Genomic DNA, 26,095 nt, shown 5'->3' with positions numbered 1-26,095 from the left:
CATACCGCTGGGCGAGAGGGTATCTTGTGGCATTAATTGCTAATTTGATAACTGGTCGGATCATGGCTGGGCTTGGTAGGCTTGTCAGCAAAAAAAGTCTCTTGCACCCGCTGTCTGGCTGTCTGCCAATGCTCAAATTGCTGACAAGTCGCCTCAAGGCTACCCTGCCACGGAGGGATATTACCCTTCATGCGAGCAAAGCGATTGTGCGGTTTGTCCGCTAGGTTTTTGGCAGCCTCAATGGCAAGTAGCGTACCTGCACGGTTGTTACATACCAATGCCATATCACAGCCTGCATTGATGGCGGCAATCACGCGTGCATCAACATCGCCTGCAATGTGGGCGGCTTTCATGCACAAATCGTCCGAAAATATCACACCGTCAAAGGCAAGTTGCTTGCGAATGATTTGCTCAATCCAAATCTGCGAAAAACCTGCTGGCTTATCATCAACTTGGCGAAAAATCACATGGGCAGGCATCAGAGCATCGAGTTTATCAAGCGTCTTAATAAAGGTCTGAGTGTCCATGCTGATGATTTCATCAAAGCTGCGTTCGTCAATCGCATCAGCGATGTGCGAATCAGGGGCGACAGAGCCATGACCTGGGAAATGCTTGCCTGTGGTCGCCATGCCTGCAGCTTTCATGCCGTCCATAAATCGGCTGGAGAGTGCCACGACAATATCAGGGTTTTGGTGAAAGGCACGATCTTGAATGACTTGGCTGCACCCATCAATGTCCAACACAGGTGCAAAACTAAAATCAACCCCCACCGCCAGCACTTCTGCTGCCATCAGATAGCCACAGTCGTAGGCAACCGACAGTGCATGAGCTAGGTCGGCGTCGTAGAGCTTGCCAAGCCTACCCATTGCAGGCAGTGGCGAGAATCCTTCACGAAAGCGAGCCACGCGTCCACCTTCTTGATCGACAGCGATAAGCACATTATTGTTGATTGCACGCATTTGGTCGGTCAGTGTGCGTACCTGTGCTGCTGATTCGACATTGCGAGCGAACAAAATCATGCCACCGATTTGTTGGTTTGCCAGCAGGGCTTTGTCGCCATCATCAAGCACAGTGCCAGCAACATCTGCCATAATAATACCTGTTGCCATTTTATTTCCTTTGGATTGAGATGATTGTATATTATGCCATGAATTTGTGTGTGGTTGTGATAAGATTTGTATTTTGGGCGAATAAGCCAGTCTTTATGCTCTAGCCAATGGTGATGGCATCTTAAAAAGCGATCATTTGCTATCATTTTTTGGCAAATTTATGTGCTTTGTAACCAAGCCTTAGGGTCTTTGGTACAAAAACCATCACTTGTGCAAAAAACTTTCGGCATTTTTGTGTTAATATAGCAACGCTTGATAAATTTAAGATACCGCTTTGCGGTTTGATAACAACTCAGGAAAGAATTATGCCAAAAATCATCTCAAAACCAATCCCAAAACAGTATGTTGCGTCATCACTGGCGGTTGCACTTTCTGCTGCTTTGTTTGCCAGCAGTTTTTCGTCATTGGCACAGGCGGCAGATCGTAAGGTATTTGAGCAAACGCCAGAGCAGCGTCTGACGGCACGCCAAGTGGCGGTTTTGCTTGATAGAGCCCATTATACAGATCAGCGACTCGATAAGCAGATGGGGCAAAAGATTTTGGCAATGTATTTTGACAAACTAGACCCAAATCGCACGCTGTTTTTGCAATCGGATGTTGATGAATTTACCCAAAAATATGCCGATAGTTATGCTGCTATGTTGCTGCGTGGCGACTTGACGGCTGGGATTGAGATTTTTGAGCGGTATCGCACGCGTTCTATGGAATATTACAAAACCGCCACCGACTATCTTGGCACTAAGGTGGATTTGTACACCGATAAGAGCATTGTGCTAGACAGGGAGGACGCACCAAGATTCACCAACAAGCAAGAACAGCTGGCTTATTGGCAAAATCAGACCGCCTTGTCGCTGATTGGCTTGACGCTGTCGCAAGAGGACGACAAAGCAAAAGACCAAGCCTATCTGGACAATCCAGAGTTGGCAAGGGGTCAGGATTTGATCAAGGCGGAACAACGCACACCAACGGAGATTTTGCTAAATCGCCTCAAACGCCAACAAGAACAGTTGGCACGCCTAAAAAATGACGAAATCATGGAAATGGTGCTTGACGCTGCAACCAGTGCCTATGATCCGCACAGCAATTATTATGCCCCTGTGCAAGCACAAGATATGCAGGTGCAGACCAGCTTGCAGCTTGAGGGTATTGGCGTGTCGATTCGACCTGACCGCAAGAATCCAGATTATATTCGCATTGTCAGCTTGGTTGATGGTGGGCCTGCTGCCAAGTCAGGGCAGATTTATGCCAATGATTTAATCATCGGCGTTGCCCAAGCCGAAGGCGAGATGGTTGATACCGTTGGCTATACCACACGAGAGATTGTTGGGCTGATTCGTGGCACGCGTGGCACCGAAGTTACCGTCAAGGTAAAGCAGCCAAACACGCCAGATTCCCAAGCACGCACAGTAACGCTGACACGAGATATCATTCGCCAAGATGAGTCAGGCGTACAACATCGAGTTATTGAGCTGCCTTATGAGGGTGGGCTTAAGCGTGTGGGTGTGATTGAAATCCCAAGTTTTTATTTGAACTTCAAGGCACGCCGACAAGGCATGGATAGCAGTGAGTATCGCAGCGTTAGCAATGACACCGCAAAAGCACTCAAGGCATTGACCGAACAAGGCATTGATGGCTTGGTGGTGGACTTGCGTAACAATCCGGGTGGTTCGCTTGATGAAGTGGCAAAAATGCTGGCAATGTTTGTCAAAGAAGGCCCGTTGGTGCAGATTCGTGATAATCGTGGCAATGTGCAGGTATTCACCGACAAAGATGGTGGGCGGCAGTTGTACGATGGCAATTTGGCGGTGCTGATTAATCTGGGTTCGGCATCTGCCAGTGAGATTTTTGCAGCAGCGATTCAAGATTATGGCTTGGGGTTGGTGATTGGCAACACCACCACAGGCAAAGGCTCGGCACAGTCGCAGCGTGATGATATTGCACTTGGTTCAACCACTTTGACACAGCGTAAGTTTTATCGCGTCAATGGCGGCAGCACCCAAAACAAGGGCGTGGTGCCTGATATTGAACTGGTGAATATCTATGAAGGCATTGAGTTTGGCGAACGAGAGTACAAAAACCCATTGCCGTGGGATACCATTGAGCCGACCAACTATACTGCAGCAGGTAAGTATTCGCAGGCGACCATCAGCTCTCTTAGCGAGCAATCCAAAGCACGCCAAAAAACTGACCCGCAATTTGTGTACTTATCAGAGCTAAACGCCATTCGTGCCTTAGATGATGACAAAAAGCCATCAGAAATCAATCTGGACAAACGCCGTGCCAAAATGCAGCAAATAGAGAACCGTACTTTGCTTGCCGAAAATGCCCGCCGTCAAGCGACAGGAGAGCAACCATTTGCCAACTGGACGACCTATCAGGCTCATCTGGAGGCATTGGCGGAAGAGCGAGTGGCGATGAAAGAAAATGAGCGTCCAAAATTGCCCGAAAGTGAGGCCTATGTGCTGGAGGCGGCACGGTTGATGTTTGATGCCAACAAAAATCTGTCGCAGTAATTGAAAAATTTTCTATAAATTTGCTTGACAGGCGGATAAAATTTTGGTTTAATATGCCCACTTTGGCGTGATAGCTCAGTTGGTAGAGCAACGGATTGAAAATCCGTGTGTCGGCAGTTCGATCCTGCCTCTCGCCACCATATCAAGACCCTCAAGGCGGCTGCTTTGAGGGTTTTTAATTTGTCTGTTTTTGCCCATCATTGCCGTATGTCAAATTCACCGTTATCCGTGCGGCATGGACGAAGGCAGATTTGGCAATCGGCTGATTAAGAGATAAATCAGTTGGGAGGCGTTTATGCAGGTTTGTGATTTGGGTGTGTCATGGTAAATATAAACTACAAGCCATGAGCTTAATTGACAAAACTTTGTTAATTTTTAAGTTTTTTAAACTATTTAATCTATAAGTTCAGTTTGTCTTACGATATTTTATCATTAATAACGATAGATTGCTTATTGTTCATTAAAAAACAAAACCAAGCGGCGTTTGCGTGTCGCTTGGTTTTGCTGTATTGGGGCGTATTACAAGCCACTGACGATTAATTGTACACCAACGATCATGAGCAATGCCCCAAATGCCCGCTTGAGTGTTTGTGCAGGCAAAATATGAGCCAGTTTTGCACCGACTTTTGCCATAATAAAACTTGCAATGCTGATGCTGACAAATGCACCAATATGCACAAAACCAATCAAGCCGTCAATGCCTGTGGTGGTGCCACCAGCTTGACCGAACCAAATAAAACCCAACGCACCTGCGATGGCAATCGGCAAGCCACAAGCAGCAGAGGTACCGACTGCTTGTTTCATTGCAATGCCGTTATGGCTTAGGTATGGCACGGTTAGGCTACCACCGCCGATGCCAAAAATCGCCGAAAGCATACCAATGATAATGCCTGCAAAGCCTTGCTGGTAGGGAGCTTGTGGGCTGGCGGTGCTTTTTTCTTGATTGGGGAAAAAGAGCATTTTTATCGCCATAAGTACAGCACCAGCACCCAATACCGCCTGTAGTGCTTCGCCGCTGATGAGTGTTGCCACCCATGCACCGACCAGACTGCCAAGCACCAAGCCCTTAGCCATGTGGCGAAAAATTTCCCAACGAACTCCGCCTCGCTTGTGGTGAGCGGTCATTGAGCTGATGGAGGTTAGAATAATGGTTGCAAGTGCCGTACCGACAGCAATGTGCGGCACGATGTCATTGGGTATGCCATAATACGCCAAAATCCAAATCAACGCAGGCACAATTACCATGCCGCCACCGACACCAAACAAGCCAGCACACAGTCCAGCAATACTGCCTGCCAGTACAAACCATAGATAAATCATGCTATTTTCCGTTATTTTTTAACATTTGTGGTATTATAACGCAAATTTATCCGAACGATGCAATAACCTTTATGGCAGACAGTGATTTTGATGACTTGTGGCAGCAGATTTGCCAAAACCATCACCATAAGCCTTTGACCGACAGCACCAATACGCAGCTTATTGATGCTGTTGTAGAGGGCAGGGTTGATAATGATAAATTTGTGCTGTTCACCGCAGACAGCCAGAGTGCTGGGCGTGGGCAACATGGACGCAGCTGGCTCAGTGGGCAGGGCAATGTGTTTTTGTCTTTGTATGTGCCGATGCACACTCGCCATGCACGATTTGGGCTGGGGCGTTTGACGGGCTTGTTGTCGCTGCTTGTGGGTTTTTATCTTGCCAACTTGCCAGTGATTGAACAAATCAATCATGAGCGGACAAAAGAGCATTTGCCACTTATTGGCGTAAAGTGGGCAAACGATGTGGGGTTTTATGATGATAATCGGCAGCTGTTTCAGAAGTTGGCTGGTATTTTGATTGAACCTGTTTTTGCCAAACAACCAGTGGCGTTGACAGGCGTGGTGATAGGCATTGGGCTAAATGTTGCCAACAGCCCTGTGATTGCCGATGGCCTGTATCAAGCGGCCAGCATGGCTGATATTTGGCAGTCATCACTTGGCAAGTTGCCACAAGCACATGAGTGGTATCAGCCCATCTGTCACGGCGTTTATCAGGCGATCATGCACCACAACCGATTGTGCGATGGCAGTCAAGCGAGGGCGGATTTTGTCCGTCAGTTTAATCGTTGTCATGTGCTGACGAATCGGCAAATTGCCATTTATGTGCGTGATGATATGACAACGGTTCATCAGGCAGGTCGCTGTCTGGGCATTGATGAGCAGGGGGCGTTGTTGATTGATACGACCGATGGCGTGCAAGCGGTATTTGCAGGCATGGTTCAGCTGGCTAAGTGAGGGTGTATGAAGCAAGGCGTATTGTGGTTGGACTTGGGTAATACGAGGCTCAAATATTGGCTGATTGAGCATGATAAAATAATCTTATCAGATGCCAAAGAGCATCTAAAAGCACCCAATGAGCTGCTTTTGGGGTTGCTTGGTAGTTTTGCACAGTTTGACCCTGCATTTATCGGTATTTCGAGCGTCTTGGGAGAGCGGATTAATGAGACGCTTGCCAATACGCTGACAGAGTTCGGCAGGGCGTTTGAATTTGCCAAAGTCAATGACAACCACCCAATGCTAAAAAGCCACTATCACCCCAAGCAACTGGGTGTGGATCGCTGGCTACAAATGCTTGGCGTGGTTGATGCCAATAAGCAGCAGTGCGTGATTGGCTGCGGTACGGCACTAACCATTGATGTGATTGATAAAGGCGTGCATTTGGGCGGTTATATCTTGCCAAATGTCTATATGCAGCGGCACGCATTGTATGCTGGCACACAACAAATCGGCGTGAAAAAAGGGCGATTTGATGAGCTGTCTTTGGGCTTAAGTACTGATGATGCGGTCAATCATGGGGTGCTGTTTGGCGTGGTGTCAGCGGTCAAAAATATTCAGCAGCAGTACCCAGATTATGAAGTTATTCTAACAGGTGGCGGTGCTAATATGTTATCCGCCCATCTTGATGGCGTACAAACTGACGCAGAGCTGCTATTAAAGGGTTTGCAGCGGTATTTTTGTGGCAAATCAAAGCTGTCAAGCCACACCGAGAATGCCTAAATGCCAATCCGATAAGACAGGATAAGCAACATCAGGCAGCAGCTCAATGAACAAAACCAAGACACCGAGCGAAACAGTGATAAATTGGCCGCGTAACTATAAATATAACACAGGCGAAACAGCACAAAGCCTGTCGCAAGCATATTGATAATCTCAACAGGCACAAAGGTATACAGGGCGATGATGACGCTTGCCAAAAAAATCGGCAAGCTCTCAAAACTGTTCAGCTGAGCATAATTTAGGCGTGCTGCTGCCCCTGTGGTTTTTGCCAAAAACTCTCTGGGGGATTGATTGTCTTTGGCACGAAAACCGCCCAAAGCCTTGCACAGTATGGTGCAGACATAGGGCAATAAGACAGCGATGATCATCAGCACGATGGTAAGCTTGATGCTTGTTGTGGCAAATAACGAGACAATCATGCGGCAACAATCTGATAATCGTGGGTAATGTTCACACCGCCAGCGGAGAGCATTTGTGAGGCGGAGCAGTATTTTTGGGCAGACAGCTCAATGGCTTTGGCAAGCTGGTTTTCTTTGATGTCTTTGCCAGTTACCACAAAATGCAGGTGAATATCGGTATAAACTGCTGGTATGCCATCGGCACGCACAGCACGCATCTGACAACGCACATCGTGAATCTCTTGGCGAGATTTTTTCATGATGCTGACAACATCATAGCTGGCACAACCACCCAGACCCAACAAAATCAGCTCCATTGGACTGGCACCAGCGGTCTTGTCGCCGTCAATTTCGACACGATGACCAGAAGGTGAAGTGCCTGTAAAATGCACACCATCTTGCCATACGAGTTCTGCGTTTAACTCTGCCATAAGCCACCTTTTATGATAAATTTAGGCTTAATTTTACTTGCTTTGATGGATTTTGGCAAATGATTTGTTGTTTTGTGCTGTGCCTACTGCCCAATTGCCATGAGTTGGTCAAAGATATGGGATAATGTTGGTGAAAATTTCGCCGAATGTAATTTTGTTTCAAAAAAACATTACACTTTTGGGCGGTTTTTTGGTTTAATAGGCAGTCAGGAAATGCCGATGATTTTCGGTAAAATTTATTTATAAAAAGAGTTTAGTTATGATTGATGCAGACGGTTTTCGTCCAAATGTCGGCATCATCTTGGTAAATGCACATGGGCAGCTGCTTTGGGCCAAACGCATAGGGCATGACAGTTGGCAATTTCCCCAAGGGGGGATTGGCTATGGCGAAACACCGCTTGAGGCGATGTATCGTGAACTGTACGAAGAGCTTGGGTTGTATCCTGAGCATGTCAAAGTGTTGGCGGTTACACGAGATTGGTTGCGTTATCGCTTGCCCAAACGCTTCGTGCGAGCGGGTCAGGAGCCGTTGTGCATTGGACAAAAACAAAAGTGGTTTTTGTTATACCTTGATGAGGCAGATACCAAGCACATTCGTTTTGATACCAGTATTCCAGAGTTTGATGATTGGCAATGGGTCAGCTACTGGTTTCCATTGACGGCGGTTGTTCCCTTCAAACGCAATGTATATCAGCGGGCATTAAGCGAGCTGATCGAAGCTGTACCAGTTCATCGCCAAGCCGCTGGGCGTTAGTCAAAAAATATAAATGTCAGCAGCTGGCAGGCGTGTCTTGTCGTTGCTGATAATCTAATCATGCACCGCTTGCCAAAATTTGTTAAAATGGCAACTTTTGTTTGCCCTGTCTGATGGCAGGGTCTGTGTTATCGCTTGGTCTTTGTTGTAGTACAAAGTGCCAGCGGACTTGTTTGGCGTAATTACCATGCGATTAAAATCCCTAAAGCTGGCAGGGTTTAAATCCTTTGCCAACCCAACGACTTTCACTTTCAAGCATGACATCACCGCCATTGTCGGTCCAAATGGCTGTGGCAAATCCAATGTGATTGATGCCATTCGCTGGGTATTGGGCGAAACTTCAGCCAAGCAGCTGCGTGGTGGGGCGATGAGCGATGTGATTTTTGCAGGCGTGGAAGGTCGTGCCGCCAAGAGCCTTGCCAGTGTGGAGCTGGTGTTTGAGCATACCCAAGACGAAAAGCACGGCATTCGCCATGAGCTGAATCTATATCAAGAATTGTCATTGCGTCGCCAAGTAACCAAAGACGGCAAGTCAACTTATTTTATCAACGGTCAGCAAGTGCGGCGGCGTGATGTGGTTGATGTGTTTTTGGGAACAGGCTTGGGTGCTCGCAGCTATGCGGTGATTGAGCAGGGCATGATTGGCCGCATTGTTGATTCTAGCCCCATGCAGCTGCGAGAGTTTATCGAAGAGGGAGCTGGCGTATCTCGCTATCAGGCACGCCGAGTTGATACCGAGAAAAAACTTGCCGAGACGCGTGAGAATTTGCAGCGATTGTCCGATTTGCAAGGCGAGTTAAAAAAGCAACAAAAAACGCTGGCTCGCCAAGCAGAGTCCGCCAAGCAGTACAATCAGCTAAATGACAAATTGCACATTTTGCACCATGAGGATTTGTTGCGGCGATTGTTTGAGGCTTGGCAATATCATGAGCTAAAAAAGGGCGAGCAGGGCAAATCGGCGGAAGTTTTGGCAGCTCTTGAGGCACAAGTTGGGCAAGCACGCAAACGGCTCGATGAGCATTCTGCACGCGTCCTAGAAGCCCAGTGGCTAAAAGATGATGCACGAGACAAATATCATAACGCCCAAATGGCTGAACAAACCGCTCAGCATAATTTTTTGACGGTTAATAACAGCATTGCCCAAAATGATGAAAAAATCGCCCGCCTAAAGAACACGCACGCCGAAGCGATGGCAAATATTGAGCATACAAAAAGTGAGCTTGAGCAATTAACCCAGCAATTGGACGAATTGTTGCCACAGGCACAGCAGGCACAGCGTGAGCTTGAGCTTGCCAAAGATACCCAAAATGATGCCCAAAACGCTTGGCAGACACAGCGTGATGAGCTAAATGCTCTTATGCAACAAAAAAACGCACTGCAAACCGAGCAAAAGTTGCTACAGACACAGGTGGCACGAGTGCAGGAGAGTCTTGAGAAATCTCGGCACCGTGAAGAGCAGCTTGCGACAGCGTTACAAAACCTTGCCAATACCGACACGGAAGCCTCTGAACTAAAAAAACAGCAAGCGGTGGCACAGTCGCTTAGGCAGCGGCTTGATGGTTTTGGTGATGAGCAAGAATTAAAAGCTGGCGTGGATAAATTGCAGCAGCTTGTCAATCAACACCAAGCAGCCACCACCGCCCAAGATAAGCAGCACGCCAGTTTGATGGGTGAGTATGAGATTTTGCACAAACTTGTACATACGCCAGCACCAAAAGCCAAGCAAGATACGGCGGTTAATGCTGACATGGTGCAAGAATTGGAGAGCTTGCCAGTTCTACAGACAGCTTTGTCATTGACGGCAAAGGGCAGAGATTTGGCTGGAGTGCTGGATAAATTTTTGGGTTTTTGGCTGGGGGCGAGACTTGCCGATAACCCTTCTGTTGCCATTTGCCAAAACGATGCCCAAAGTGTGAAACTGATACTAAAATCAGGCAAAAAAAGCGACAAAGGCGTGATTGCTTCGGCATTGTATGCCAGTGATTTGCTTGCAAAATTACCACAATCTGTCAGCAGTCATCTTGTCAGACTCGATGAGCTGATTGCAACGCCGACGCTTGAGATATTCACCCGCTGCTATTTATACCTTGGCGATACGCTGCCTGATGAGCTTGATTGTACGGCATTGGTTGGGGTGATGATTTTGACCAAGACAGGCTGGCTGCTTGGCAGTTTTGGCATGATGCACATCAGTAAACTTGGCGATGAAAGTGGTGAGTTTTTGGTGCAGCGAAACAAGCATTTGCAGCGACTTGCTGAACTGGACGATGAGCTAAATGCACTCGAAGAAGTGCTTGGCAAGGAACAAAAACTGCTCAAGCAGACAAGTGGTCAGCTACAAACGGCAAAAGTTGAGCTCGAAGAGCTGCTCGCCCAAAAAAACGCAGCCACAGTACAACTGCATCATGCCGAGAAGATGATTGCGACTTTGACGGCAAAGATTGACAATGAGCAAATCCGCCGTGAGAGCTTGTTGGCTCAGCATGAGCAGCTGACCGAAGAAAAAAAGGCATTGTCGCTAGAGCTGCAGCAACTACAGGCACAGCAGCAACAGTGCCAAGAAAAGTTGGCTGAATTTGCTCCGCTTATCACACTTGCCAATCAGAGCATGAGTGTGCAAACGCTGCGTATCGATGAGGTCAATGCACTGCTAAAACAACGCAGCGAAACGCACAATCAGTTGCAGCTACAAATCAACACGCTTAGTCAAAATAAGACGCATGCCGAACGCTTGCTTGAGATGGCAAAGACAAGCCTTGCAAAGACACAGGCTGATAGTGAGGCGACCAAACGCAGCCAAGATGAACTGCATGACAAATTGCCAGAGCTTTTGGCGACATTCAAGCAAGCACAGGCGACAAGCCATGAGCTAAAAGTGGCAAGCGATGAGTACGAAGCTGCCACTAAGGTTTTGCAGCTTGGGCAGGCAAAATTGCAAGAAGAGCTGACCGATTGCCACAACCAATTTACCGCCGCCCAAACAGCCGCCGCTCAAGTCAGTGCTGATACTGCGGTTGGTGAGAGTCGCCTGCAAGATTTGGCCGATGAGCTGACCCGCTTTGATGAGGCGTTTAACTTGCCTGCAATGTTGGCGGATTTTCGTGCCAATCCCAACAGGCAATTTGTGGATAATTTTGCCGAGCGTGAGCGGTTAAAAGAGCAGATTGCCAAACTTGGGGCGGTAAACCTTGCCGCCGCCGCTGAGCTTGCCGAGCTTGAGGCGAGAGTATCGCCAATGGACGAGCAAATTGCTGACATTACAAAGAGCATGACAAAGCTTGAAGATGCCATTCGCACCATTGACGAGAAAACAAAATCGCTATTTTTGGGTGCATTGTCTGCGGTCAATGAGCAGCTTAATGCCTTATTTTCCAAAGTTTTTGGTGGCGGTCAGGCAAGTTTGAGCTTGATGGAAGATGACAGCTTGCCAAAAGCAGACAAGTGGCGAGCAGGTTTGGTCTTGATGGCACAGCCCAAGGGTAAGAAAAACTCTCGGCTTGCAGTGCTATCGGGCGGCGAAAAAACACTGACGGCACTTAGTTTGATTTTTGCGATTTTCAAGCAGCACCCTGCACCGTTTTGTGTGCTTGATGAAGTGGACGCACCGCTTGATGATGCCAATGTGGCACGATTTACAGGGCTGATTCGTGAGCTGGCTTGTGATGTGCAGTTTATTTTTATTAGCCACAATAAACTTGCCATGCAGATTGCCGATGAACTAAAAGGCATCACCATGCCGACAGCTGGCATTTCAAGTTTGGTTACGGTTGATTTGCAGGAGGCCGAAAAATACCTTGAACCAGCAGTATAGGCTTGTGGCGTTGGCTGTTTGATTGCTTGTCATTGCCAAAAATTTTTGCTATAATAATGCGTCCATTTTTTATGGGCGTATTTTTCATTAACACTACACACACGAGAGTCTTTGAAATATCAGGGTGTTTGTCGGTTTGATTAATTCATTAGCACTATAATGAATGCGTGCTGGCAGATTTGATATTTTGTTTTCGTGGAGGCGTAACCCAACTTTTAGGATTTTTTATGTCAGACAAAAACCCAACCCAAATCTCAATGCGTGATTTGCTAGAAGCAGGTGCTCACTTTGGCCACCAAACTCGTTTTTGGAACCCAAAAATGAGCCAATACATCTTTGGTGCTCGCAACCGCATTCATATCATCAACCTTGAGCATACTGTTAAGCAGTTCAATGAGGCTTTGACCTTTGCAAATAAGCAAGCAGCTGCTCGCAACAAAATTTTGTTTGTTGGCACTAAGCGTGCTGCCAGTGCTGTCATTCGTGAGCAGGCAACTCGTGCTGGTATGCCTTATGTAGATCATCGCTGGTTGGGTGGTATGCTAACCAACTGGAAGACTCTGCGTCAGTCAATCACTCGCCTAAAAGAGCTAGAAAAGCAAGCCGAAGACGGCACTTTTGCCAAGCTAACCAAGCGTGAAGCACTAGAGCGTACTCGCCAAATGGAAAAGCTAGAGCGTGCCTTGGGCGGTATCAAAGACATGGGCGGCTTGCCAGATGCGTTGTTCGTGGTTGATGTTGATCACGAAGCCATCGCCATCAAAGAGGCAAAAAACCTTGGTATTCCAGTCATCGGTATCGTAGATACCAACTCAAACCCAGACAATGTTGATTATGTTATCGCTGCCAATGATGACGCAATCCGTGCCGTTAGCTTGTATGTAACTGCAATGGCTGATGCGATTATCGCTGGTAAAGAGTACGCCAAAACTCAAGGTGGTGCTGATGCAGCTGATGCTGATAAGCAAGCAAGCCGTGATAATGCAACTGCACCAGTTGAAGACAAAGTCGACCAAGCTGGTCAAGTGGTTAATAACTACTAATCACTCAAGCGGCCGAATGCCAAGCGTTCGGCCATCGCTGAATTTAAGTTTTTAAGGTAAACTACATGACTCAAGTTTCTGCAAAGCTGGTAAAAGAGCTAAGAGACCGTACTGGTCTTGGTATGATGGAGTGCAAAAAAGCACTAGAAGAAGCAAATGGCGATATCGAGCTTGCCATTGACAACCTGCGTAAATCAGGTCAAGCAAAAGCTGCCAAAAAAGCAGGCAATATCGCCGCTGATGGTGCGATTATCATTGCCCAGACTGCTGGCAAGGCACTGCTATTGGAAGTAAACTGCCAAACTGACTTTGTGGCAAAAGATGACAACTTCACTGCATTTGCCAACCAAGTTGCCGAGCTTGCTTTGGCAAACAACACAACCGATGTTGCTGCAATTTCTGCATTGCCATATGGCGACGGTGCAACCGTTGAAGAGGCTCGCGTAGCACTGGTGCAAAAAATTGGTGAAAACATTCAAGTACGCCGTGCCGAAATTATCGAAGGTGCTAATTTGGCTGCCTATCGTCATGGTCTACGCATTGGCGTGGTGGTGTCTTATGAAGGCGGTTCAGAAGAAGTTGGTAAAGCTGTTGCGATGCAAGTGGCGGCATTTAACCCATTGGCAGTGAACGAAGCCGATGTACCAGCAGACATTTTGGCTCGCGAAAAAGACATCATTGAAGCCAAAGCCAAAGAATCTGGCAAGCCAGAGGCAGTGGTAGAGAAGATGATCACTGGCGGTATCCAAAAATACCTAAACGAAGTAACTTTGGTAAACCAACCATATGTCATGGACAATGACAAAAAAGTTGGCGATGTACTAAAATCAGAAGGTGCAACCGTTGTTAGCTTCAAACGCCTAGAAGTGGGTGAAGGTATCGAGAAAAAGCAAGAAGACTTCGCTGCCGAAGTTGCTGCTGCTCAAGCGGCTGCAAAAGCCTAAGTTTTGCAATCTTTGCAAAAAGCCCAGTATTTTGCTGGGCTTTTTTATCAGCCTGATGATGGGATTGTGATTGATCTTTGAATTAAGTCTATGATTTTATTAAATTTATTATAAATTTTATTTAGGAATGATATCATAAACATTCGCACCATTTTGGGCAATGATGCCGTCTGTCCTTCTTTGGCGGATTGCCAATTGTCGCGGTTGTGTTTATTTGTATTTATCCTGTTGATTTCATTGTAAAAGCGTGGCATACAGAGTACAATAGTCATCAGTTTATAAAAATCCCACAGGCATTGCCGTGGGGTTGTTGTCAAGCTAAGGAATATTATGTCAGCATTTAGCCCTCAGCAGTTTATTGAAGCTGCACTAAAGAATAATGTATTGCGTTTTGGGGAATTTACCCTAAAATCAGGTCGAATCAGCCCATATTTTTTTAATGCAGGATTATTGGCGACAGGCGAGTTGTTGAGTTTATTGGCAAAAGGTTATGCCGAAACTTTGGCAAAAAACGCCACAGATGATTTGGTGATTTTTGGGGCGGCGTACAAGGGCATACCATTTGTGGCGGCGACCGCACAGCAGCTATGGCAAGCTCATGGCATCAACGCCGAATGGGGCTATAATCGCAAAGAAGCCAAAGATCATGGCGAAGGCGGCGTGTTGGTTGGTGCAGACTTGGCTGGCAAGTCGGTTTGGGTAATAGACGATGTCATGACCGCAGGGACGGCAATGCGTGAAGTGGTGGCATTGCTTGACAATGCAGGGGCAAAAGTTGCAGGCGTGGTTGTTGCTCTTGATCGCAAAGAAAAAGGTCAGGGTGAGCAATCCGCCATTGCCGAGCTTGCCCAATCATTACAAGTGCCTGTGCTGGCGTTGGTTACGATGGACGATATTATTGAGTATGTTGCCAATCAAGGCACGCCACAACAGCTTGCACAGATGATTGATTATCGCAACCAGTATGGCTGTGATTAAGACAAATGAGGGCAAGATGAAACGGCTAAATTTCCTAATCGTGATGGACGATATTGCAACCATTAATTATCACAAAGATTCAACGCTTGCGATGATGTGGGCAATTGCCAAGCGGGGGCATCAATTAAGCTATTGTCAGATTCAGGATTTGTGGCTTGATGAGGGTAGGTTGCAGGTTGATGCACAGGCATTGAGCGTTTATCAAGACCCTGAGCATTTTTATGAATTGGGCGATATAACAAGCGTGCCATCTTCGCAATTTGATGTGATTTTGATGCGTAAAGATCCGCCGTTTGACATGAAATTTTTATACGCATTGCATTTGCTTGACTATGCCAAGCGAGAAGGTGTCTGGGTGGTGAACGACCCACAAAGCGTCAAAGATTGCAATGAAAAGCTATTCGCTACACAATTTAGCCATCTGATGTCGCCAACCATCGTTAGCAATAAGCAATCGCATATCCGCAGCTTTATCGCCAAGCATAAAGATGTGATTGTCAAGCCGCTTGATGGTATGGGTGGTATGGGTATTTTTCGGCTGACTGATACAGGGCATAATATCGGTGCAACGCTTGAGATGCTGACCGAGCTTGGCAGTTTGCCCGTCATGGCACAAAAGTACATTCCTGCCATCAAGGAGGGTGATAAGCGGGTGTTGATAGTTGGTGGCAAGCCTGTGGATTATTGCTTGGCACGCATTCCAAGCGAGGGCGAGACGCGTGGTAATTTGGCGGCAGGTGGTCGTGGCGTGGCAATGCCGTTGTCGCAAGCGGAGCGAGCTGTTGCCGAAGCCGTTGCACCGATTTTGTTAGAAAAAGGCTTGTATTTTGTTGGCTTGGATATCATTGGTGGCTTGATTACCGAGATTAATGTAACCAGTCCAACTTGCATCAGGCAGATTGATGAGCAATGTGGCACGGATATTGCAACCGATTTTATTGCGTTTATTGAGCATAATATTGATAAGTATTGAACAAGATAAATTTTAGTTAATTTAATTGATAATGACTGATAATCGATCAGTAAACATAGTGATTGATAAGTAGCAATCAGTAAGTGTCAATATGAATATTTGCTTGATTTATTGATATTTTGATAACAAAAGCAATTGGTGAAATTGTAAAGATTAATTAAACAACGGATATAACGATGATAAAACAACTTAATGTACTGATGATGGCGGCAGGCACGGGTGGTCATGTATTTCCTGCCTTGGCAGTGGCTGATGAATTGGCACGCCGTGGTGCAAATATTCATTGGCTTGGCACACCAACAGGCATGGAAAATGACTTGGTCGCAAAGCATGGGTACCAGATGCATACCATCGCCATGCAGGGCTTGCGTGGTAAGGGTTTGGCACGCATGGTAAAATTGCCATTTATGCTATTTAAATCCGTGCTGGCGGTGCGGCATATTTTACAAAGTCAGAATATTGATGTGGTGGTTGGCTTTGGTGGTTATGTAACAGCACCGGGCGGGCTGGCTGCAAAATTATGCAAATTGCCACTGGTGATTCATGAACAAAACGCCATCGCTGGCATGAGTAACAAGAACTTGGCTCGTCATGCCGATGTGATTTTGCAGGCATTTTCAGGGGCATTTGCCCAAGATAGCCAAAAGCTGCTGACGGTCGGCAACCCTGTACGCCGAGCCATTAGCAATATCGCCGATCCAAGTGTGCGGTATGCTGAGGATAATTCACCGCTAAAACTGCTGGTGGTTGGTGGCTCATTGGGAGCGATGGCAATCAATCAGGCAGTGGTTGAGATGTTGCAGTCAATCAATTGTCCGTTGTCGGTACAGCATCAGTGCGGCAAAGACAATCACGAGCAGATGCTGGTGGCTTATTCGCAGGCAGGCATTGACACCACTAAGCATATCATCGAGCTAAAGCCGTTTATTGATGACATGGCGGCAGCGTATGCATGGGCGGATATTATCGTATGCCGTGCTGGGGCTTTGACTGTTAGCGAAATCAGTAATGCAGGCGTGGCGGCGATTTTTGTGCCATTGCCACACGCAGTTGATGACCATCAAACCGCCAATGCCAAAGTACTGGTTGAGGCTGGGGCGGCAATTTTGATGCCACAAACCGAACTTGACGGCAAATCGTTGGCAGAGGTGCTTGATGGCTTGGATCGTAATCAGTGCAAGCAAATGGCAAGCATTGCTCGCGCGCAGGCTTGTGTTGATGCCGATGTGGTCGTTGCCGATATTATCGAGAAAACTGTGCAATAAAATCGCCATCGGTGCAACAAGTATCAGATGACAACAACTATGTTAAACGGCGACCCAATTTTAAATTGATTATCAAGGAAATTTGCCATGCCAAGCAAGCAATCATTACCCAAACGCTTAATTGAAATCCCAGAAATGCGACGCATTCAGACCATTCATTTTGTTGGCATTGGCGGTGCTGGTATGTGTGGCATTGCCGAAGTGCTGCTTAATCAGGGTTATACCATCTCTGGCTCGGATATTAAACAAAGCACTGTTACGGCACGGCTACAGAGCTTGGGCGTGCAGATATTCATTGGGCATGACAGTAAAAACATTGCCAATGCTGATGTTGTGGTGGTGTCAAGTGCCATTGACAAGAGCAATCCTGAGATTGTTGCTGCTCTAAGCGGTCATATTCCTGTGGTTCGCCGCGCTGATATGCTCGGTGAGCTGATGCGTTATCGGCATGGCATTGCGGTAGCAGGTGCACACGGCAAGACGACAACCACAAGTTTATTGACGATGATGCTAACCGAAGCAGGGCTGGATCCAACCTATGTGATTGGCGGTAAATTAAACGCCTCTGGCAAAAATGCCTCACTTGGAGGCAGTCGCTATCTGGTGGCGGAGGCAGATGAGTCCGATGCGTCATTTTTAAGTTTGCGACCGATGGCAACCATTGTAACCAATATTGACGAAGACCACATGGATACCTATGAGGGCAGTTTTGAGAAATTAAAAGCTGCTTATATCCAGTTTTTGCACAATATGCCGTTTTATGGTTTGGCGGCGATTTGTGGCGATGATGAAGTGCTGCTGGGCATGCTTGATGATATTGCCCGCCCCGTGCTTACCTTTGGGCTTAAGCCACATAATGATGTGCAGGCGGTGGATTTGCGTGTTGAAGGGGCAAAAACACATTTTACCGTACTGCGTAAAGACCATAAGCCGTTGCCTATGGTGCTAAATGTGCCGGGCGAGCATAATGTATATAATGCGTTGGCAGCCATTACGATGGCGACAGATGAAGGAGTGAGCGATGAGGCAATCTGTCGTGCTGTTGAGAAATTTGCAGGCGTAGGGCGGCGTTTTGAGCATAATGGTAGCTATGCGTTGGGCGATGGTGATGTGCTATTGATAGATGATTATGGTCATCACCCAACAGAGGTTGCTGCCACCATCAAGGCTGCTCGCCAAAGCTATCCTGATCGCCGCCTAGTGGTGATGTTCCAGCCGCATCGTTATAGCCGCACCAGAGATTGTTTTAATGATTTTGTGGCAACGCTCTCGCAAGTGGACAAGCTGATCTTGCTTGATGTTTATGGTGCTGGCGAAGAGCAGATTAAGGGTGCGACCAGCGATGATTTGGCACGCTCATTGCGTGAACGAGGACAGGTTGAGCCGATTGTACTAAATGTTAATGACAAGGAGCAGATCAGTCAGGTGCTAAAAGCCGCCCTAAAACCAAACGATTTGCTCATCACCCAAGGGGCGGGCAATGTGGGGCAATTGTGCCAAGAGCTAAAAGAACATGGCTTGTATTTATCAGAGCGTGATTGATAAGCTGCACTGATTAAAAAGTAATTAAAAAATAACAAATATGTGGAGAATATCATGATTGATGTAACAAAATTTGGTAAAGTTGCCGTTGTTTGTGGTGGCTTTAGCACAGAGCGTGAAGTATCGCTAAACAGTGGTAAAGCCGTGCTAAATGCTTTGCTCTCAAAAGGCGTGGATGCACACCAGTTTGACCCAAAACAAACCGATATTTCTAAGCTGCGTGAATTTGACCGTGTGTTTAATGTATTGCATGGCACTTTTGGTGAGGACGGTGGTTTGCAGGGCGTGCTTGATGGGTTTAATATCCCTTACACAGGCAGCGGCGTGCTGGCATCGGCGATTGCGATGGATAAATTTCGTTGTCGTTTGATTTGGCAGGGGTTTAATTTGCCCAATGTGCCTTATGTTGTCTTGCATGATGACAGCGATTTTGCTGCGGTGGAGCAGCAGTTTGGTCTGCCACTATTTGTCAAGCCTGCCGCCGAAGGCTCAAGCGTTGGCGTAACCATGGTTGAAAATGCAGGCGATTTGGCAAAAATTTACCCAACGCTTAAGCAGTATCATGGTGCAATTTTGGCCGAAAAAGCCATCACAGGTGGCGAGTACGCCTGTGCTTTGGTTGGTGGCGAGGCATTACCAAGCATTCGCATTATCCCAACGGGCAAGTTTTATGATTATGAGGCCAAATATTTGCGTGATGATACGACTTATCAATGCCCGTCTGACTTGACGAGTGAACAAGAGCGTGAAATGGGTGAGCTTGCCAAAAAAGCCTTTGATGCTCTGGGTGGGCGTGGCTGGGCAAGGGTTGATTTTTTAAAGAGTGATGACGGCACGCTGTATTTGCTTGAGATTAACACAGTTCCCGGCATGACCGATCATAGCCTTGTACCAATGGCAGCTCAGGCTCGCGGTGTTGGCTTTGCTGATTTGTGCGTACAAATCTTGGCACAGACACTGACGGCATAATTTTGGCACCTGTATCGCCACAAGCACCAGCCATGATTTCGCTAAGCAATCGCTTGGCAAGTCATGGCATTTTGTTAATTATTAATAAAAAACGCATTAAAAATATCAACTTTCGCATAAAAGCGGGGCAGTTTGTGGTCAGTACGCCCATTCATATTTCGCAAGCATTGCTGGCACAAGCCATTGAGCAGCGAATAGATTGGGCAATACAAGGTCATGAGCGGATTTTGGCACGGGGGCGGCAGCCGACTTGTCTATGGGGCGAGCCGTTTGATGCACGAGCTTGGCTTGCCATGCAGCAGGATAACTTGCACACACGCAGTTATCGGCGATTGCAAGCCATGCCTGATGATGAGCTGATTGCTTGGATTTATCGGCAACAAGTCGCCCAAAAATTGCCAGAGCTGTTGCAAAAGTGGCAACCCAAAGTTGGCAAATTTGCAAGCACGGTCAGTATTAAAGCCATGAAAAGCCGCTGGGGAAGCTGCAACACACGCACCGCCAAAATCACCATCAATAGCCGTCTTGCTGCTTATCCTGCCGAGTGCCTAAGTTATGTGTTGGTGCATGAATTGTGCCATTTGTATCATGCCAATCACAGTGCAGAGTTTTGGGCGTGCGTTGCATCTTTTATGCCAGAATATCGCCTGTGGCATGATAGATTAAAAGGTTAGCACCGCCATGTCATTGTCATGCCGTATGGGTGGGCGATGTGCTGGCTGTTTGCTGTTCGCCTTGTGCCAATGCCTGACCAAAAATTTCACTCAATAGGCGTACATCATTGACACGAGCATAATTGAGCCGTGTAATAAATGCCAACCGCCGATGCGGACCAGCTTCTGCCAGTGGCAGGGCGTGTACTGATTTGGTGGTACTAATTTGATCCAAAGCCATTTTTGGCACCAAGGTTGTCCCCATGCCCGCCAAGCTCATCTGAATCAGTGTATTTAGGCTGGCATCAGAAAAACTTGAGTGGATTTCACTCTTGCTCAAGGCACAGACAGACAGCACATGATCGGTTAAGCAATGCCCTTCGCCAAGCAGTAATAAATTGGTTTTGGACAAATCATCACTGCTGATTTTGTCAGCATGAATTGGCGTGTCACCATTTGGCAAGATGGCAAAAAAATTCTCCGCCCAGAACTCAAAAGCGTGCAAACCGTCCAGTGGATAGGGCAGGGCGATGATGGCGGTATCAATATGCCCATAACGCACCTGATCGATGAGTCGCTCGGTTTGTTTTTCGATGACAGACAGCTCAAAATGCGGCTGGCTGGATTTTAGCACGGGCAGTACTTTTGGCAACAGATAAGGTGCAACCGTTGGGATAATGCCAATGGTCATCGGGTAGGCAAGCGGTGTCTGGTGGCTATGAGCACGAGTCATCAAATCGCTGACCTCGCTTTTGATGCGTTGGGCACGCTCAAGCAGCTCTTCACCGATGGGCGTGATGAGTACTTGTTTGTTATTTCTTTCGAAAATTTGGGTATCTAGTTGCTTTTCAAGCTCAGTAATACCAAGGCTTAGAGCCGATTGTGAGATGTTGCATTCTTCGGCAGCGCGCTTAAAATGCCGATGTTTGGCAACTGCCAAAGCAAATTCCAATTGACGCAGTGTAATCATAGTTTTCCTTTTTAAATTGTAAAATAACAGCGGTCGTTATTGCCAAATCATCTTGGCGTGGTGATGTTTGATAAATTGCACTACTATTGTACCGAAGTTTTATAAAATAAAACAGCATCTTTGAAAGTTTTAACTGTATAAATTGACAATTTTTGGTATGATAATTAACGAAGCCAGAGCAAATACTGCATTTGATTTGGTGAGAATTAATTTTTAACAAACAAAAAGGTGTCCATTATGGCAGCAATCATCAATCAACAAATCCCAGAATTCTCAACCCAAGCCTTTGTTAATGGCGAATTTAAAACCATCACTTCTGAAGATGTTAAAGGCAGCTGGGCAATTTTCCTATTCTACCCACACGACTTTACTTTTGTTTGCCCAACCGAGCTTGAAGACATGGCAGCTCATTATGACGAGCTAAAAGCCCTAGGCGTAGAAGTGTATGCAGTTTCAACAGATACTCATTTTGTTCACAAAGCATGGCATGACGCATCACCAGCGATTAGCAAAGTAAAATACCCAATGCTTGGCGATGGTACTGGCAAAATCACTCGTGGCTTTAATGTAATGATCGAAGAAGACAACGCTGCATTGCGTGGTACTTTCTTGGTAGATCCAGATGGCTTCATCAAAGTTGCTGAAATCCACGACTTGGGCATTGGTCGCTCTGCCAAAGACATGGTTCGCAAGGTGAAAGCTGCTCAATATGTGCGTGAAAATGATGGCGAAGTTTGCCCAGCAGCATGGGAACAAGGTCAAGAAACGCTAAAACCAAGCCTAGATTTGGTTGGTAAAATCTAAGCCAAACTACCTCCTTAAACCAAAAAACCAAGCTCTGATGGGCTTGGTTTTTTATGTTGTTTGATAAACAGCTTAAGAAGTGCTAATCATTTGCCAATATTTATTGGCTTTGGGGCTTGATATCCTGTTTGTTATTTGGGAATTGTCAAAGTCGCCGTAGGTTAGGCTTTCGGCAAGCTCTTTGCTTAGATTGTGCATACTCATCATCCACAAAGGCAACTCCGTCTTTGGCGAGGCATTTTTTGATACTGTTGCCTTGATTGAAGGTAATGTCGGGATTGTAATCGATGTAATGCCCATTGGTGCTAATGGTATCGCCCATCTTAGATTCAAACACTTGTGGCAAATCATCGGCATCTTTTAGTGTTAGAATATTGTCCTTTTCATTCCATAATACGCCACCTTCTGGCAGTTTTGGGAAAGAGGCGGTGTATTTCTTATTTTTTTGCAGAAGATAAATACAACCCTCGCCCCAAAAATGCACCATATACCACAGCTATCGACTGCCCATGTGATAAGGATTGGCATCATATGGCAGTAGTTTGGTTGCTTGTTCGTCCGCCAAAGGGGTGTCGTTTTTGGCAATATAAGCAGGGGTTAAGACTGATGGCGGTGTACTGACACAGCCTGCCAATCAGGTAACCAAAAGAGCAAGTGCGATAGTGCTCATATTAGCCTACCAACTTTAACCGAAATCCTGATTGTACAATGTTGATGGCGTAACACCATCGGTTATGTTTGTTGTGCCAACTGCGGCACCCACACCTCACCTGTCATCAGACGGCGAGCGGAGCGGCTCATTGTTACCTTATGAACCAGCCATTTGCCATCAACCAATTTGGACTGACCGCCCACCAACAGCGTCCCTGATGGATGACCAAAACAAACCTCTGTCAGTGCCTGACCGCCTGCTGCTTCATTCACCACCGTTCCGACAATCGTCGCTGCTGTAGCAATGGCAACTGATGCTGTCCCCATCATCGCATGATGTAGCTGCCCCATGCTCATGGCACGAACGAGCAAATCAATCTTGCTTGTCTTGATTGTCTTGCCACTTGAGGCGATATAGTCGGTTGGGCTGGCAACCCAAGCGATTTTTGGGGTATGCTGGCGAGCTTTGGCCTCGGCAATATCGGCAATCAGCCCCATTTTGACAGCACCAAAGCTACGGATTTTTTCAAGTTTTGCCAAAATTTCACCATTGTCATTGATGTCCTTTTGGCTTTCTGTACCTGTAAAACCAAGCTCATGAGCGTGTAAAAATATCGTGGGAATGCCTGCGTTGATCATCGTAACGCTAAAGTCGCCCACATCAGGCACGCTTAATTTGTCCTTTAAATTACCCGTTGGGAACATTTCGCCTGTATCGTCCACAGGGTCAATAAATTCAATTTTAATTTCTGAGGCAGGAAATGTTACGCCATCAAGCTCAAAATCACCTGTTTCTTGCACTTGACCATCAACCATCGGTACATGGGCGATGATGGTTTTGCCAATATTTTGCTGCCAAATTTTGACCGTGCAAATGCCATTTTGGGGGATTTTGTCTTTATTAATCAGACCATTAAAAATCGCAAAACTGCCCACTGCTGCGGTAAGATTGCCACAGTTGCCCGACCAATCAATCATCGCCTTGTCAATCGCCACCTGCCCAAACAGATAATTGACATCATGCGTGCCATCTGTACAAGGTGAGATGATGGCAACTTTGGAAGTGCTTGATGAACCGCCTCCCAGTCCGTCAATTTGCTTGCCGTAAGGGTCCGGACTGCCCACTACACGCAATAAAAAGTTATCACGAGCAGAACCTGCCACTTGGCAGGGTATAGGCAGGTCGGATAATTTAAAAAACACACCTTTTGATGTACCGCCACGCATATAAGTGGCTTTGATGGGGATTTGCATTGGGGTTGCTCCTTGTTGATTTTTAAAATAATGTATTTTGAGAGCTATCTCTACCTATTTTCTCCATTCTCTCCATAGCGATACCTGCATACTCAGGCACCAACTCTACACCAATGAAATTACGAGACAATTTAAGCGCTACAACACCAGATGTGCCAGAGCCTAAAAAAGGATCACATACCAAGTCGCCTACTTGACTTGCTGCTTTAATACAGGTTTCTACTAATTTTTCTGGAAATACAGCAAAATGATTTCCACGATATTTTCCAAGTGAGATACTCCAAACAGTTCTCTTATTTCTACCTAAAGGATGAAAAGCTTGATCCCATCTACCATTATGTAAATTGCTATTTCCTGCATTTTTCCCCAACTCTGGCGTACCGTTTCTTTTACCGAAATGATTCCTCCCTCCTTTCATTTTAGAGTTTTCACTAAAGGTAATATGAGGTTCTCTGATTTCATCTTGATAATAACTGTAGTTTTTATTTTTTACAAACATAAAAACATACTCGTGATCTGTTGTAGGTCTATTTTTAACAGAAGAAGGCATTGCATTTGGTTTATGCCAAATAATGTCAGACCTTAAAATCCAGCCATCATTTATTAACGCTAAAGCAACACGCCAAGGAATCCCCATCAGTGAATTGTTGATATATGTATCACCTAGATTTAAAAAAAGAACCCCATCATCTCTTAATTTATCTCTTAATTTATTAAAAACTAAAACCAATCTTTCAATATAGCATTCAATATTTTGCTCTTGACCAATCTCACATTTTTCATTGTTGGTATATTTTCTTAGTTTAAAATAAGGTGGGCTTGTAACAATAACTTGTATACTATTTTCATTAATTTTATCTACATTTGATAAAATATCTCCTACAATTACACTGTATTCAGCCATTCAAAATTTCCTCCAACACCTTGTTTAATTTACTTTGATTTTTATAATCAAATCCATTAAACATATTTGGGTTTGTATTAAAATGAAAAACATTCCCATAATTATTGGAATGAGTGTCAATTTCAGTTTGAGACCAATTCTGGGCTATAATAACAGAAATAATATGAGCATTTGGATAATATTCCCTTATATCTTGATTTGCTTGTTCAATATCTCTACTAAATAGGTGAGAATGTCCGCCCCCTTGAGTTTCTCTTGTTTTAACTGGAATAATAACCATATCTTCCTTGTTATTAAAATCTTTTAATATGGCAACCACATCATAAGTTCTATTTTTAATCTTGAGTGGCTTATCCATTATTTTAAAGTCCTTGTATTTACCGTAATTACCTCTAGTCTTAAAATAATAAGAAAAAGATTCAATCAAGGCTGTTCTGATAAAATTTTCAATAGCACTTCCTTTTTTGGCTCTTCGAGAGCCCTCTAATCTATTGAGAGTAACTTCTCTAAAAACAGACCATTCAAAAAACTTTATATTTTCTCTATAAACGAATAGAATTTTTGATAAGATTTCTGCTTCCAACTCAATGCGGGTTAAACCATTATTTGTATTTTTAGTATTTTTAAAGGCACTACTAATTAAAGGTGATAGTCTCTGTGTAGCAGCATCTCTAGCAAGCCAAGCAAAGAAGAAATAACAAGCATCTTTGTGTTTGTATGGAATACCACCTCCATCAAATAATTTTGGTAATTGAGTAGTATTGTCATCAAGGTAGCAACTTAAAATGGCTTTCTCAATTTGAGGCTGAGTCGAGTTTTTGATGATAAAATCCAAACTTCCACCATTATGAGCATTGATTTGAAATTTTTTCTCTACCCATTGATAAAAAGGTTCAGCTTGATCCGCCAATTTGGTTAAATCCAATAATCTAATATGATTAAAATCAACATCATACAAAAATAAATAGTCTTGCATATCACACCTAAAATTCAAATAAAATTCTCGAATTATAACAGATAAGCTAGAGTATTGTCATTATATCATCACAGATCTTCTGGTAATTTGACTACTTGACAAAACACACCAATGTGAT

Annotated in this window: 24 protein-coding genes and 1 tRNA gene; 15 read left to right on the top strand and 10 right to left on the bottom strand. The window is 45.6% G+C overall.

Translation table 11 applies throughout. The annotated features are described in order from the left end of the window. Positions 1-32: 32 nt before the first annotated feature. Positions 33-1,109 carry a beta-N-acetylhexosaminidase gene (gene nagZ / locus BW928_RS02985; RefSeq protein ID WP_076554763.1) on the bottom strand — a complete coding sequence of 359 codons (1,077 nt, stop codon included), beginning with the start codon at positions 1,107-1,109 and terminating at the stop codon, positions 33-35. A gap of 305 nt (positions 1,110-1,414) precedes the next feature. Between nagZ and BW928_RS02980 the strand changes: the two genes are divergently transcribed. Continuing rightward, complete coding sequence (locus tag BW928_RS02980; RefSeq protein ID WP_375537525.1) at positions 1,415-3,622, top strand: carboxy terminal-processing peptidase; 2,208 nt, start codon at positions 1,415-1,417, stop codon at positions 3,620-3,622. A gap of 64 nt (positions 3,623-3,686) precedes the next feature. Further along, positions 3,687-3,762 (top strand) — tRNA-Phe (locus BW928_RS02975). A 379-nt stretch (positions 3,763-4,141) separates the two neighbouring features. Here BW928_RS02975 and BW928_RS02970 read toward each other — a convergent pair. After that, positions 4,142-4,942, bottom strand: a complete 801-nt coding sequence (locus BW928_RS02970; protein WP_076554762.1) for a sulfite exporter TauE/SafE family protein — start codon at positions 4,940-4,942, stop codon at positions 4,142-4,144. 71 nt (positions 4,943-5,013) lie between these two features. Between BW928_RS02970 and BW928_RS02965 the strand changes: the two genes are divergently transcribed. Then, entirely contained in the window at positions 5,014-5,895 is an 882-nt protein-coding gene (locus BW928_RS02965; protein ID WP_076554761.1) for a biotin--[acetyl-CoA-carboxylase] ligase, read from the top strand. 6 nt (positions 5,896-5,901) lie between these two features. After that, positions 5,902-6,657, top strand: coding sequence for a pantothenate kinase (locus tag BW928_RS02960; protein ID WP_076554760.1), 756 nt, complete (start codon positions 5,902-5,904; stop codon positions 6,655-6,657). Here BW928_RS02960 and BW928_RS02955 read toward each other — a convergent pair. Both BW928_RS02955 and BW928_RS02950 read right to left on the bottom strand, forming a co-directional pair. Then, positions 6,654-7,076 carry an MAPEG family protein gene (locus tag BW928_RS02955; protein ID WP_076554759.1) on the bottom strand — a complete coding sequence of 141 codons (423 nt, stop codon included), beginning with the start codon at positions 7,074-7,076 and terminating at the stop codon, positions 6,654-6,656. The two genes, BW928_RS02960 and BW928_RS02955, sit on opposite strands and share 4 nt — an antisense overlap. Next, a complete protein-coding gene (locus BW928_RS02950) occupies positions 7,073-7,486 on the bottom strand; it encodes an OsmC family protein (RefSeq protein ID WP_076554758.1) in 414 nt (137 codons plus the stop codon). Before BW928_RS02950 ends, BW928_RS02955 begins: the two co-directional genes overlap by 4 nt. 259 nt (positions 7,487-7,745) lie before the next feature. Between BW928_RS02950 and BW928_RS02945 the strand changes: the two genes are divergently transcribed. From BW928_RS02945 to BW928_RS02900, 10 genes are all read left to right on the top strand, one after another. Then, positions 7,746-8,240 (top strand): RNA pyrophosphohydrolase, encoded by a 495-nt coding sequence (locus BW928_RS02945; protein ID WP_076554757.1) that lies wholly within the window; start codon positions 7,746-7,748, stop codon positions 8,238-8,240. Positions 8,241-8,427: 187 nt separating this feature from the next. Continuing rightward, positions 8,428-12,051, top strand: a complete 3,624-nt coding sequence (gene smc / locus BW928_RS02940) for a chromosome segregation protein SMC (RefSeq protein WP_076554756.1) — start codon at positions 8,428-8,430, stop codon at positions 12,049-12,051. Between the two features lie 227 nt (positions 12,052-12,278). Then, positions 12,279-13,094 carry a 30S ribosomal protein S2 gene (rpsB, locus tag BW928_RS02935; RefSeq protein ID WP_076554755.1) on the top strand — a complete coding sequence of 272 codons (816 nt, stop codon included), beginning with the start codon at positions 12,279-12,281 and terminating at the stop codon, positions 13,092-13,094. A 65-nt stretch (positions 13,095-13,159) separates the two neighbouring features. Next, positions 13,160-14,038 carry a translation elongation factor Ts gene (gene tsf / locus BW928_RS02930; RefSeq protein ID WP_076554754.1) on the top strand — a complete coding sequence of 293 codons (879 nt, stop codon included), beginning with the start codon at positions 13,160-13,162 and terminating at the stop codon, positions 14,036-14,038. Between the two features lie 330 nt (positions 14,039-14,368). Next, the gene (pyrE, locus tag BW928_RS02925) at positions 14,369-15,016 is read left to right on the top strand and encodes an orotate phosphoribosyltransferase (protein WP_076554753.1); all 648 of its coding nucleotides are present in this window, start codon (positions 14,369-14,371) and stop codon (positions 15,014-15,016) included. A 16-nt stretch (positions 15,017-15,032) separates the two neighbouring features. Further along, positions 15,033-15,989: a glutathione synthase gene (gshB, locus tag BW928_RS02920; protein WP_076554858.1), complete on the top strand. Its 957-nt coding sequence runs from the start codon at positions 15,033-15,035 to the stop codon at positions 15,987-15,989. Between the two features lie 176 nt (positions 15,990-16,165). Continuing rightward, the gene (gene murG, locus BW928_RS02915; protein WP_076554752.1) at positions 16,166-17,254 is read left to right on the top strand and encodes an undecaprenyldiphospho-muramoylpentapeptide beta-N-acetylglucosaminyltransferase; all 1,089 of its coding nucleotides are present in this window, start codon (positions 16,166-16,168) and stop codon (positions 17,252-17,254) included. 87 nt (positions 17,255-17,341) lie between these two features. Further along, positions 17,342-18,796: a UDP-N-acetylmuramate--L-alanine ligase gene (murC, locus tag BW928_RS02910; protein WP_076554751.1), complete on the top strand. Its 1,455-nt coding sequence runs from the start codon at positions 17,342-17,344 to the stop codon at positions 18,794-18,796. A gap of 54 nt (positions 18,797-18,850) precedes the next feature. Beyond that, positions 18,851-19,765 (top strand): D-alanine--D-alanine ligase, encoded by a 915-nt coding sequence (locus BW928_RS02905; RefSeq protein ID WP_076554750.1) that lies wholly within the window; start codon positions 18,851-18,853, stop codon positions 19,763-19,765. Next, positions 19,729-20,439: a M48 family metallopeptidase gene (locus BW928_RS02900; RefSeq protein ID WP_078310294.1), complete on the top strand. Its 711-nt coding sequence runs from the start codon at positions 19,729-19,731 to the stop codon at positions 20,437-20,439. Before BW928_RS02905 ends, BW928_RS02900 begins: the two co-directional genes overlap by 37 nt. A 16-nt stretch (positions 20,440-20,455) precedes the next feature. Here the strand turns inward: BW928_RS02900 and BW928_RS02895 are convergent, their stop codons facing one another. Then, on the bottom strand, positions 20,456-21,388 hold the full coding sequence (locus tag BW928_RS02895; RefSeq protein WP_076554749.1) for a hydrogen peroxide-inducible genes activator: 933 nt from the start codon (positions 21,386-21,388) through the stop codon (positions 20,456-20,458). Between the two features lie 237 nt (positions 21,389-21,625). On the opposite strand from BW928_RS02895, the gene ahpC reads away from it, so the two are divergent. After that, on the top strand, positions 21,626-22,192 hold the full coding sequence (gene ahpC, locus BW928_RS02890) for an alkyl hydroperoxide reductase subunit C (protein ID WP_076554748.1): 567 nt from the start codon (positions 21,626-21,628) through the stop codon (positions 22,190-22,192). Positions 22,193-22,337: 145 nt separating this feature from the next. Here the strand turns inward: ahpC and BW928_RS02885 are convergent, their stop codons facing one another. The 5 genes from BW928_RS02885 to BW928_RS02870 all read right to left on the bottom strand — a co-directional run bounded on the left by BW928_RS02885 (position 22,338) and on the right by BW928_RS02870 (position 25,977). Beyond that, a complete protein-coding gene (locus BW928_RS02885; RefSeq protein ID WP_076554747.1) occupies positions 22,338-22,679 on the bottom strand; it encodes a hypothetical protein in 342 nt (113 codons plus the stop codon). Between the two features lie 9 nt (positions 22,680-22,688). After that, positions 22,689-22,826 (bottom strand): hypothetical protein, encoded by a 138-nt coding sequence (locus BW928_RS11605; protein WP_158078449.1) that lies wholly within the window; start codon positions 22,824-22,826, stop codon positions 22,689-22,691. Between the two features lie 98 nt (positions 22,827-22,924). Next, a complete protein-coding gene (prpF, locus tag BW928_RS02880; RefSeq protein ID WP_076554746.1) occupies positions 22,925-24,097 on the bottom strand; it encodes a 2-methylaconitate cis-trans isomerase PrpF in 1,173 nt (390 codons plus the stop codon). A 22-nt stretch (positions 24,098-24,119) separates the two neighbouring features. Next, a complete protein-coding gene (locus tag BW928_RS02875; RefSeq protein ID WP_076554745.1) occupies positions 24,120-25,001 on the bottom strand; it encodes a DNA-methyltransferase in 882 nt (293 codons plus the stop codon). Continuing rightward, positions 24,994-25,977, bottom strand: coding sequence for a hypothetical protein (locus tag BW928_RS02870; protein WP_076554744.1), 984 nt, complete (start codon positions 25,975-25,977; stop codon positions 24,994-24,996). The genes BW928_RS02875 and BW928_RS02870 overlap by 8 nt, the downstream gene beginning before the upstream one ends. Positions 25,978-26,095 lie beyond the last annotated feature (118 nt).

Source organism: Moraxella cuniculi DSM 21768, from assembly GCF_900156515.1.
In the GTDB taxonomy this organism is placed as follows: Bacteria; Pseudomonadota; Gammaproteobacteria; order Pseudomonadales; family Moraxellaceae; genus Moraxella; species Moraxella cuniculi.
The sequence above is the reverse complement of the archived record's forward strand: the minus strand, read 5'-3'. Positions and strand labels throughout refer to the sequence as shown.

Coding starts and splice junctions, on each gene's coding strand:
- BW928_RS02885 (WP_076554747.1), bottom strand. CDS start 22,679: ATGGTGCATTTTTGGGGCGAGGGTTGTATTTATCTTCTGCAAAAAAAT.
- ahpC (WP_076554748.1), top strand. CDS start 21,626: ATGGCAGCAATCATCAATCAACAAATCCCAGAATTCTCAACCCAAGCC.
- BW928_RS02895 (WP_076554749.1), bottom strand. CDS start 21,388: ATGATTACACTGCGTCAATTGGAATTTGCTTTGGCAGTTGCCAAACAT.
- murG (WP_076554752.1), top strand. CDS start 16,166: ATGATAAAACAACTTAATGTACTGATGATGGCGGCAGGCACGGGTGGT.
- gshB (WP_076554858.1), top strand. CDS start 15,033: ATGAAACGGCTAAATTTCCTAATCGTGATGGACGATATTGCAACCATT.
- smc (WP_076554756.1), top strand. CDS start 8,428: ATGCGATTAAAATCCCTAAAGCTGGCAGGGTTTAAATCCTTTGCCAAC.
- BW928_RS02960 (WP_076554760.1), top strand. CDS start 5,902: ATGAAGCAAGGCGTATTGTGGTTGGACTTGGGTAATACGAGGCTCAAA.
- prpF (WP_076554746.1), bottom strand. CDS start 24,097: ATGCAAATCCCCATCAAAGCCACTTATATGCGTGGCGGTACATCAAAA.
- murC (WP_076554751.1), top strand. CDS start 17,342: ATGCCAAGCAAGCAATCATTACCCAAACGCTTAATTGAAATCCCAGAA.
- BW928_RS02905 (WP_076554750.1), top strand. CDS start 18,851: ATGATTGATGTAACAAAATTTGGTAAAGTTGCCGTTGTTTGTGGTGGC.
- BW928_RS02955 (WP_076554759.1), bottom strand. CDS start 7,076: ATGATTGTCTCGTTATTTGCCACAACAAGCATCAAGCTTACCATCGTG.
- BW928_RS02970 (WP_076554762.1), bottom strand. CDS start 4,942: ATGATTTATCTATGGTTTGTACTGGCAGGCAGTATTGCTGGACTGTGT.
- BW928_RS02980 (WP_375537525.1), top strand. CDS start 1,415: ATGCCAAAAATCATCTCAAAACCAATCCCAAAACAGTATGTTGCGTCA.
- pyrE (WP_076554753.1), top strand. CDS start 14,369: ATGTCAGCATTTAGCCCTCAGCAGTTTATTGAAGCTGCACTAAAGAAT.
- rpsB (WP_076554755.1), top strand. CDS start 12,279: ATGTCAGACAAAAACCCAACCCAAATCTCAATGCGTGATTTGCTAGAA.
- BW928_RS02870 (WP_076554744.1), bottom strand. CDS start 25,977: ATGCAAGACTATTTATTTTTGTATGATGTTGATTTTAATCATATTAGA.
- BW928_RS02950 (WP_076554758.1), bottom strand. CDS start 7,486: ATGGCAGAGTTAAACGCAGAACTCGTATGGCAAGATGGTGTGCATTTT.
- tsf (WP_076554754.1), top strand. CDS start 13,160: ATGACTCAAGTTTCTGCAAAGCTGGTAAAAGAGCTAAGAGACCGTACT.
- BW928_RS02965 (WP_076554761.1), top strand. CDS start 5,014: ATGGCAGACAGTGATTTTGATGACTTGTGGCAGCAGATTTGCCAAAAC.
- BW928_RS02945 (WP_076554757.1), top strand. CDS start 7,746: ATGATTGATGCAGACGGTTTTCGTCCAAATGTCGGCATCATCTTGGTA.
- nagZ (WP_076554763.1), bottom strand. CDS start 1,109: ATGGCAACAGGTATTATTATGGCAGATGTTGCTGGCACTGTGCTTGAT.
- BW928_RS02875 (WP_076554745.1), bottom strand. CDS start 25,001: ATGGCTGAATACAGTGTAATTGTAGGAGATATTTTATCAAATGTAGAT.